Annotated in this window: 6 protein-coding genes and 1 pseudogene; 3 read left to right on the top strand and 4 right to left on the bottom strand. The window is 44.0% G+C overall.

Annotated features, from left to right (window positions below):
* Positions 1-4,133: pseudogene (locus tag R7Z41_RS08080) on the bottom strand (retention module-containing protein); the annotation flags it as partial.
* An 861-nt stretch (positions 4,134-4,994) separates the two neighbouring features.
* Between R7Z41_RS08080 and R7Z41_RS08075 the strand changes: the two are divergent.
* Complete coding sequence (locus R7Z41_RS08075; protein WP_005376619.1) at positions 4,995-5,246, top strand: YgjV family protein; 252 nt, start codon at positions 4,995-4,997, stop codon at positions 5,244-5,246.
* 88 nt (positions 5,247-5,334) lie between these two features.
* On the opposite strand, the gene R7Z41_RS08070 is transcribed toward R7Z41_RS08075, so the two are convergent.
* Both R7Z41_RS08070 and R7Z41_RS08065 read right to left on the bottom strand, forming a co-directional pair.
* Positions 5,335-5,616, bottom strand: coding sequence for a DUF2218 domain-containing protein (locus R7Z41_RS08070; RefSeq protein WP_005376622.1), 282 nt, complete (start codon positions 5,614-5,616; stop codon positions 5,335-5,337).
* Positions 5,617-5,657: 41 nt separating this feature from the next.
* Complete coding sequence (locus tag R7Z41_RS08065) at positions 5,658-7,664, bottom strand: TonB-dependent siderophore receptor (RefSeq protein WP_005382608.1); 2,007 nt, start codon at positions 7,662-7,664, stop codon at positions 5,658-5,660.
* A 116-nt stretch (positions 7,665-7,780) separates the two neighbouring features.
* Here R7Z41_RS08065 and R7Z41_RS08060 point away from each other — a divergent pair, with 116 nt between their 5' ends.
* The gene (locus R7Z41_RS08060) at positions 7,781-8,749 is read left to right on the top strand and encodes a helix-turn-helix domain-containing protein (protein ID WP_005376626.1); all 969 of its coding nucleotides are present in this window, start codon (positions 7,781-7,783) and stop codon (positions 8,747-8,749) included.
* 87 nt (positions 8,750-8,836) lie between these two features.
* On the top strand, positions 8,837-9,223 hold the full coding sequence (gene cueR, locus R7Z41_RS08055; protein WP_005376627.1) for a Cu(I)-responsive transcriptional regulator: 387 nt from the start codon (positions 8,837-8,839) through the stop codon (positions 9,221-9,223).
* Positions 9,224-9,265: 42 nt separating this feature from the next.
* Here the strand turns inward: cueR and vctC are convergent, their stop codons facing one another.
* A complete protein-coding gene (gene vctC, locus R7Z41_RS08050) occupies positions 9,266-10,021 on the bottom strand; it encodes an iron chelate ABC transporter ATP-binding protein VctC (RefSeq protein ID WP_005376629.1) in 756 nt (251 codons plus the stop codon).
* Positions 10,022-10,023: the final 2 nt, after the last annotated feature.

The raw sequence follows: 10,023 nt of genomic DNA, 5'->3' as shown, positions 1-10,023 counted from the left end.
GCGTCACTTTGGTCTGAGCCAATACCTGATAAATCATCTTCGTCTACAGCCAGAGGCACAACATTATCGATGATTGGTGCATCATCCGTAATGGTGACTGGAATGGTCGCCGAAGTCGTATCACCATCAAAATCGGTGGCAATAATTGGGAAATCAATCGTCAGGCTGTCGCTGTTAGCTGCATGGTCAATCGGGCCTTGCAGCGTAAAGTCGTACGTACCATCTGCTGCTACATTCAACGTGAAGACTGGATTACCGTCAGCGGTCGCAACATAGGTAAAGCTGCCGTCGCCATTCGCGGTTTCCACCAAGGTAATCGCCTCACCTTGAGAGGTTAGCCCCGCAACAGGATCAGCGGTTGAATCCAGTTGATAGCTCACCACTCGGTCAGAGCCTTGTGTGGTAGTAAACGCGCCTTCAACGAACAGATCGCCGCCAGGGTCGGAACCCACACCGGTAAGGTCATCTTCATCGACACTTAACGCATCCACCGCTGTGATGGTCGGTACATCATCAACAATCGTGACTGGAATGGTTTCAGTAACGGTGTCGCCATCAAAGTCGGTTGCGATAATTGGGAAGTTGAGTGTCAGTTCGTCACTATCAACCGCGTGATCAATTGGCCCTTCAAGTGTGAAGTTGTAAGAGCCATCAGTATCTACTGTCAGAGTAAATACTGGATTGCCACCCGCAGTCGCTTCATAAGTGAAACTACCATCACCATTTGCGGTTTCTATCAGTGTGACAGCCACGCCTTGCGACGTTAAACCGTCAACCGGTGTTGATGTGCCATCGAGTTGGTAGCTCACTACTCGGTCAGAGCCTTGTGTAGTGGTGAAGTTACCATCAATAGAAATTGGATTGCTTTGGTCTGAGCCAATTGACGCTAGATCATCTTCATCAACCGTAATGGTGTCGACGTCGGTAATAACAGGCTTATCGTCCACGATTGTCACTGGGATAGTGGCATTTGTGGTGTCGCCATCAAAGTCTGTTGCGATGATTGGGAAGTTGAGTGTCAGCTCATCGCTATCTACCGCGTGGTCGATTGGACCTTCAAGCGTGAAGTTATAGCTACCATCAGTATTCACCGTCAGCGTAAAGACCGCTTCACTACCCGCTGTCGCCTCGTAAGTAAAGCTGCCATCAGCGTTTGCGGTTTCAGTCAGCGTAACTGCCACGCCTTGTGATGTAAGGCCGTCAACTGGTGTTGCAGAAGCATCAAGCTGATAACTTACCACTCGGTCAGAGCCTTGTGTGGTGGTGAAGCTACCATCAATAGAAATCGGGTCAGTCTGGTCCGAACCAATCGTGCCTAAATCATCTTCATCAACAGTAATCGCATCAACATCGGTAATAGTTGGCTTATCATCCACGATGGTAACAGGCAATACGATTTGGCTTGTGTCACCATCGAAGTCTGTAGCAATAACGCTAAAATCAAGGGTTAAGCTGTCGCTATTTGCCGCATGGTCAATTGGACCTTGCAGCTCAAAACTGTACGAGCCGTCGGTATTCAAAATTAATGTGAAAACTGCACTGCCATTTGCCGTTGCGCTGTAGGTGTAACTGCCATCTGCATTTTGCGTTTCGGCAATGGAGACGGTTTGCCCTTGAGATTGCAGGCCATTTAAAGGATCAGCATTTACATCCAACTGATACTGTACGACGCCATCAGAGCCCTGAGTTGTCGTGAACTGACCTTCAACCAACGTTGGCTGTGATTGGTCAGAGCCTACCGAACTTAAGTCATCTTCATCGACGGTAAGAGCAACAACGTCATTAATGGTTGGCACATCATCAGCAATGGTAACTGGTAGAACAAGTGAGCTGGTGTCACCGTCAAAGTCCGTTGCGACAATATTGAAGTCTAGAGTTAAGCTATCACTACCCACAGCATGATCGATTGGACCTTCAAGGGTAAATGAATAAGAACCGTCAGGGTTCACTTGTAAGGTGAAGATAGCGTCCCCTTCTGCCGTTGCAGAATAAGTAAAGCTGCCATCTGAGTTGGTTATTTCCGTCAGAGAGATAGATCGACCCTGAGATTCCAACCCATTGAGTGGATCAGTGCCGCTTTCTAATTGATAACTTACAACACGGTCTGAGCCCTGAGTCGTCGTGAAACTGCCTTGCGCGAGCACAGAGTCGCTTTGATCGGAGCCGATGCTTGATAAATCGTCTTCATCGACGGCTAGTGCCTCAACGCCATCAATCGAAGGAACGTCATCTTGAACTTGAATGACAATTTGCGCTGCTTCTGGTGTGTTCGAACCGTCGGTAATCGAGGAACGGTCACCATCCGCATCTACCGCGTAAACTGGCAGTGAGAAAGTGAGCGAGTCATCGTTAGCACCCGTATGGTCAAGTTGTTCATACAAGTTGAATTGGTATTCGCCCAATGCAGGTGCATCAATCGCCACATCAAATACGGTAATACGCACACCATCCAGCTCGATGAAGCCTTCGTAAGTACGTACGCCGTTACTCTCGGACGCTAGTTCTAGTTGAACAACCTGCCCTTGAGATTGGAGTTCTCCACCAACATTGAACTCTGTAGGTTCCAACTCATAGTGATCAATGATGTCACTTCCGACCGCTGTCGTGATCGACCCAGTACCACTTGTTACTGCCGCGCCTGCCTATGAACCTTGGTCAACCCCCGCCTCATCTAAAGACAATCCCGTCACATTCTCAATCACTGGATTATCGCCATCGAGGATGGTCATCGTAAAGGTGTTGCTTGCCGTATCTTGGTCGAAATCGACGATTGTGGTTGGCAAAGAGAGCTCAATCGTATCTTCACCGTTTGTTTGTTCTAACGGCTTAAATTGCTCAAATTGGTAGGTACCATCAGTATTCAAACTGATGGTTAAGACGGTTTCATTCGAGCCCGCAATGGACAAGGTGATAGTACTGCCGTCTTCAGAGAGTACCGCTTCTGTCGCCTGATTATCACTCAGTAGGCCATCGAACTGACTAAGTCCTTCTTGATTAAACGTGACCGTTGCCAATTGATCACTACCAATATCAACAAAAGTGCCAGTAATTGGTGTAGAAGAAGATTCAACGTTTTCAAAAGTAACGTTCTGCGGCGCAGGATCATCGCCATCAATAACGGTTGTCGTAAAATCGATAGGCGCTTGAATGCTATTACCACCAATATCTGCGCCAGTAATATCAAAAGCAATATTGATTTGATCACCGACGATCGATACTTGGCCATCAGCAACAGACGCAACATGGTCAATACCCTGACTAATCGTGGTAACGACCTCTAACTCTAAATCACGGCCTAAAGATGTCGCTTCGATCTCGATACGAAGCACTTCGTTACCACCTTGAGTGCCGATAATGGCATTTTGCGCTTCGTCGTAAACGAACGCCACTGGCTGACCACCAGAGGTAATGTCACTATTTAACTCGGTTAACAAAGACTCTAATGAGGACGTTTCAGGTACAAATGAAGCAGTATCAAGTGCGAGATCCCCTGCTTCAACCAGCACACTAGAAGAAATGGTTTGCGGGTAGCTAGATAGAGAAATTGAGCCTTCTATTACGCTAGATTGCAGTGACTGCCCACCATCAGCAAAAATCGTGACATTCAAACCGTCATCTTCGTCGCGATCATCTTCTCCGCTGCGAGTCGCAGACGTTTCAAAAAAAGTAGACGCGAGTACTTCCGGGTTATTATATTCAACCGTCACGTAGCCAGCATTAGCCGAGCCTTCAGCACCTGCGCCAGCAGCTGTTGCTTCTAAGATAGCGGTAGGGTCAGCTCCGTCTAAAATAGCTTGCTGGATAGCGGCAATATCGTTGGCGTCGAAGTCAGCACTTCCAATAGCCGTTGGGTCAAAAGTCACCAAGCCATTTACTGGAGATTGTACCAATACTGGTTCTAACGGTTCAGAAGAAGGCACAGGAAGACAAGCAACACAATTTGCATCGACCAGATAAAGCTCATTATTTATCTGTACGTCGAGAGAAGCATTATTTTCTGTGATAATAATCTCGCCAGGTCTTAACTCATCCCCCGCTTTTATGACCTTAACGTTTCCATCCAGGCCCAAAACCAAAACTTCACCTTTGACAGCATTTACAATCGCGCTCTGCGGTACCGTGTGCGTACTCATCTGACCTCCGCTAATGGCTTACGTTTCCCATTAACCTTTTTAGATAATTTCTTATTAATTTAGTGCGGCATACTGCACACCTTTATACGATTAAACTAAGTATTGAATCATTAAACAATCGATAAATACCCTACTACCAAGCAACATAAGTAAAACTTACTCGTAGTCACAGAAATGTGACACATGTGCTGACGCGTAGATATCGAATAATTATATGAAATTGATACCTTATTCTGATTAAGTGTAGTTGTTTTAAGAAAAGAAGAGAGATGAAATCATTCAGCTAAACGCCAGACTGCCGGTTGCGATCAATAATGGAAGAAAAGCAATGAGAATGTTGTATACACCGGAGCGTGATGACAGCTTAATCAATATCGGTGACGAAAAAAACGTAACGATTAAATATTGAACAACATAAATTGCAGGACAAAATGCAACGATAAAAATGTGGCTTACGATATGAATCCCCGCACACCACGAGTTCGGTTTTGTTCTGATATACAGCAAAAAAAACACGACCAAGCTAATAATAAAATACATAAACACAGCACTTGAAAATAATTATCATTTTCAATCATATGTAAATATTCCCTTACTTTCAATGGTGTTTGAGCTATTAATGTCATCGTTATTATCAATCAACACAATAAGTAAAATTATCAGTAATTCCAGTCCTAAACGTTTGCGTAATCGCTAACCTTCTCTTAACCTTGATTTGAGGCTTTTATCACGGTTTTTCCATTGATATAGTGCGTCCATACAACAAAAAAAGACCATTCGAGGCATGGAGCTTCCTCATTAATCTCAAGATGAGAAGAATTGGTACCGACAAAATTCGGCAGATTTTAAGAGGGTCAAAAAATGGACATGAATATGGTTGAGATTTTAGGTTATGCAGCTTCAATCATGGTCGCTATTTCGCTAACTATGAAAGATATTGTTAAGCTTCGTATCCTTAACTTTATTGGTTGTGCGCTATTTACCGCTTACGGACTAATGATTGATTCTTGGCCTGTAGTATTAACTAACGGTTTTATTGCTTGCGTTAACATCTACTTCCTAGCAAAAATGCAGCAGGAAAAAAAAAGCCTAGAGCCTGAGAAAGCGCAATAGCATTCAAACAATAAAAGCCCGCAAATCATAAGATTGCGGGCTTTTGCTTTTAATATTCCCTTTCTATCACAGCATCCCTAAACGAGCGCTAACGAACCCAGCTAAGTGCTAATGTTTCTCGACGAGAAAACATGTCCACATGCGATGAAATGATCGCCTTAACCGTATTCAGTTTCTCTTCTGAATCCGCCTCACAGGTTATAGTTAGGCTAGATGCACAAAGGTTAAACTCCGCTTTTCCCGTCGGAAATGTCACCAAACCGCTATTTTCATTCCAAGTAGCAGGAACCTTTCGTCCAAAATGCCGACAAAGCGTCACTAAGTATTTGTCAGCGTGTTCACTATCTATTCGGGTGCTTTCTTTAATCATGAACTTACTCGTTACTTTGAAACGTCCTATGAAGAACCTTGTTAGAATTGATAAGCTGCAGAGAGCTTGAAGTTGCGACCCGGCTCGTAGTCATCAAGCGTGAAGCCACGTGCAGTACCCGAACGAGACGCATGAGAGCTGTACAACTCGTCAAATACATTATCAATACCAAAGGTCACCGACAGTCCATCAATATCAGACGGCACCCATTGAGCGTATAGATTATGCACATCATAACTTGCTTTCTTTGGCTGACCATCAAAGACGTTGTCTTCCTCTAGAACAAACATTGAGTTCCACCCGAAGATCGTTTCTAAAGCGTCTGACTGGTAATCCAAAGTTAGAGCAATGCTATCACCCATATCAATACTACGCCCATTGCCCCCAGCAACAGGACCACCAGTATTCTTGTTTTTGGTGTCCGACTTAGAGTAAGAAAGTTTGCTGTTAAACTTGTCGTAACCATAAGAAGCACTTGCCTCAAAGCCTTTAATCTCAACATCACCTAAGTTGTAAATCAGGTAAGTTTGAGTCGCGTTTTGGTACTGGTCTGCAATGTAATCATCAATTTCCGTTTGGAATACCGTAATATTCGCCCCAAAGAAATGCTTATCAAAGGTTTTATCAAAACGAACACCACCCTGCGTGTTCAATCCCGTTTCTGGCTTTAACCCATCCTCTAAAAATGCAACGTCTTGGTAAGCAATAAAGGTTTCCATTAGCTCTGGACCTTTAAATAGAGAGCGTGCACTCGCAAACAACGTCCAATCTTGCGTCACCGCCCATTCTGCTGCTAGAGCCCAAGTTACATCATCATAATTACTGGTTCCTGTCTCAGCTTTGCGTTTGTAATCATCAAAGCGCATACCTGCAGTAATAAAGAAGGCATCAGAGAAGAAGAACTGATCTTCTACAAACAGTGCGGTTGAAATCGCCGATTCGTCCATAAACTTACGACTACCGTAGTAACTCGAAGACGTTTTATCCATGTAGTCGAAGCCATAAGTGACTCGATTATCAAACTCACCTAACATAACATCTGACTGGAATTTGCCATTCAAACCAAAGTTTTGGTTTTTGGCGGTGTTCTTTGATAAACGGTTCGAGGGCCAACGAGGGGCCATCACCGTTTCGTCACGTTTAATTTCTGTCTCGGTATTATAAAGAGTGACGTTTCCTTGGTGTTGTTCGCCTCGCAACTCGTAACTCAAGGTAACGGTATCGCGGTCATAATCCGTAGGGATAAGTAACTTGCTCGACAGGCTATTATTTGCACTACCAGACATATCAGGACGCGGACTGTAATCTCCACTGTCTCGGTACATGTCATAAGAGAGCTCAAAACGATGGATGTCATTTAGTTCATACCCCAGCTTAGCCAGAATGTTGTAAACATCACCTGCAGCACCATAGGTTTTATTGCCATCACCATCTTCAAAATCATCACGCGTAACGTAATGGCCATAGACCATCGCATCAATGTTTTCGGACAAAAGTCCGTACAGTGTCAACGAACCTTGTTGGTTGTCGTTGGATGCATAGCCGCCATAAACACGCGCACCAAACTTTTCATCGTAACGAAGTAAGTCACGAGCGTCTTTCGTTTCAAAGTAGACCGAACCGCCTAACCCGTTTTGAGTCACAGAGTTATTACCTACCTGAATGTCCGCAGATTTGAGAATGTCAGGGTTCAACGTCAAGTTACCAATATGATGGAACATGCTCGCATGCTGAGAAGCACCGTCAAGACGAATGTCCAAATCGGTTTCGCTCAAACCACGAATCGTAATACGTTGATTCACAGAGTGTGTTCCACCAACATCCACACCGGGAATATCGCGCAGTAAATCAGACATATGATCCGCTTGCTTCAGTGACATGTCGTCCGCAAACATCGACTCAGTGTTGCTGGAAACTTTCGTTCCCCATACAACGACCTCTTCAAAATGTGACTCAGTATCTTGAGCTAAAACAGGGGTTGATAGCGCCATTCCCACTGCAAGGCAAAGGCTTGAAAGCTTGATAGGTGAACAAGCAGGGCTTTCCATAACTTCATTCCTAAATATTAATGATAATAATTCTCAGGTATAATAAGCATGAGTTTTATAAATACAAAGGCGATTTGGTTATGCGAAATCGCACAAGTGTTATGAGGAAGTGTCAAATGCAGGAAGTCACAACAAAACGAACTAAAATTGCCAAGATAGCTTTAACCCAAAGACTAGAGGCGACAGAGAAACAATGGATTGTCACGCAAGGCCAACCTTGTCAAACTCAACTGGCCGAAGGTAAGTTCCTATCATATCAGTATAATGATCAAATTTTTGTTCATGGCGGGCGTTGTCTAGAACTTATTGATTCGAATATTGTTTCTACTGCACACGCCTCACTGCTGGTCACTATTCTTTTAGAAGGTAGACTCTCGTTTGGCTACGACGATTTGCAATTTGATTTAGACGCGAGCGACGGCCCTAAGGGTGTAGTGGTGAACTTACTCAAACCTGCAAATTTTCGTCGTTCACTGCTCAAAGATAACCTCATTAATAAGATCAACATATTGGTTAAGCCCCAATGGCTAGAGGCCCGCCTTGAGCAAAATTGTAGCCATCGAGCCTTTTTTAACTCTCATCAGGCGTTTCAACAGTTGGAGCTTAACCAGACGCTATGCGAGCTGGCTGACACGTTAACAAATAGAGAAACACCGCAAGAGTTCCAAGAGAAGCTAGAGGTCGAAAGCTTGATCTATCAAATTTTACATCAAGCCACCAAGCAAATTCCTAAGAATTTCAGTGCTAAAAACAGCAGTATTGAACGACACATTGACGGTCGGATTGAGGATATTGTCAGCTATATTGAAACTCACCTTGATCAAGAACTACGCTTGGAAAAGTTGGCGAGCCAATTCTCAATGAGTGTTTCAAACCTGCAGCGCCGATTTAAACAATCACTTAATATGACCATAAACGGCTACATTCGTTTTCGACGTCTTGAGATTGCTAGGCAACATTTGGAACGTGGCCTAGTGACGATAACAGAAGCCGCCTATGAAGCCGGATACCACCACCCTTCTAACTTCACTTATGCCTTCAAAAAGGCATTTGGTGTGCCACCACATGAAGTGATTAAAGAGTAAGGGGACTCTAGGTAACTGACTGTTATTTAGGAGTGTCTTATCCACAACATCGGTATATACTCGCCTTAAACGTTATGGAGGTTAAACATGAATATTGGTGCTGTCGCGAAGCTCACAGGGCTTTCATCTAAGTCGATTCGATTATATGAAGACAAAGGGATCATATCTCCACCAGCGCGCAGCGACTCTGGCTATCGCGAATATTCAGATAATCATATTCAAGAGCTTAACTTGGTATCACGCGCAAAAAGCGCAGGCTTTTCGTTGCAAGAATGCAAAGAGTTCGTACAACTTGCTCATAACCCCAACCGCAAAAGTAGTGAAGTAAAAGCAAGAACCATGGACAAACTGAGAGAGGTTGAAGAAAAAATTGCACACCTCATGGAGATCAAAACGCAACTTGAAGGTTGGGTTTCTTCTTGTCCTGGAGATGCAGAGAGCCGATGCCCAATCATAGACGAGCTCACCAAGTAAGCCCGCCTATCTATTGATCTCGTTAAAAACGAACTAGCTCGCTTAATGATAAGTACACATACGCTTACCGTTTAACTCTATGATGTTAAATGGCGTTTCGTAGATGTCCTCTAGCGTAGACGCTTGAATAACCTCTTCAACCGCACCACTCGCCACAACTTTACCTTTCTTAAGCGCCAATATGACATCTGAGTAACACGCCGCGAAATTAATATCATGAATCACGACCACCATAGCTTTATTCATGTCATGGGCTAACTGCTGCACAACTTTCATGATCTGAAGAGAGTGTTTGATATCTAAGTTATTAAGAGGTTCATCAAGAAAGACATAATCTGTATCTTGTGCAATCACCATAGCAATAAATGCAAGCTGTCGCTGACCACCACTTAATTCATCCAAGTATTTGTCTTGAATATCTTGCAAATCTAAGTAGTCGATCGCTTTTTCTATGACCTCATGATCTTCTTTAGTCAGATTTCCTTTAGAGTATGGGAAACGACCAAAAGAGACTAACTCTTTTACGGTAAACCGCATTGTAATCGAGTTAGCTTGGCGAAGTACTGCCAGTTTTTTCGCTAGCTCTTTTGTGTCCCATTCCGCGATTTCCTTGCAATCAATGATAACACTACCGCCATCTCGCTCCGTTAAGCGCGAGGCCATAGATAACAGCGTGCTCTTTCCCGCGCCATTTGGACCGATAATCGATGTTACCTTGCCCTTTTCAAACTGAGTATTGGCCTCGTCTACGACTTTGTTTGAACCGAAAGCCTTCGTTAATTTGTCTATTACTATCATAT

Source organism: Vibrio sp. 1457 (genome assembly GCF_033340195.1).
GTDB lineage: Bacteria > Pseudomonadota > Gammaproteobacteria > Enterobacterales > Vibrionaceae > Vibrio > Vibrio alginolyticus.
The sequence above is the reverse complement of the archived record's forward strand: the minus strand, read 5'-3'. Positions and strand labels throughout refer to the sequence as shown.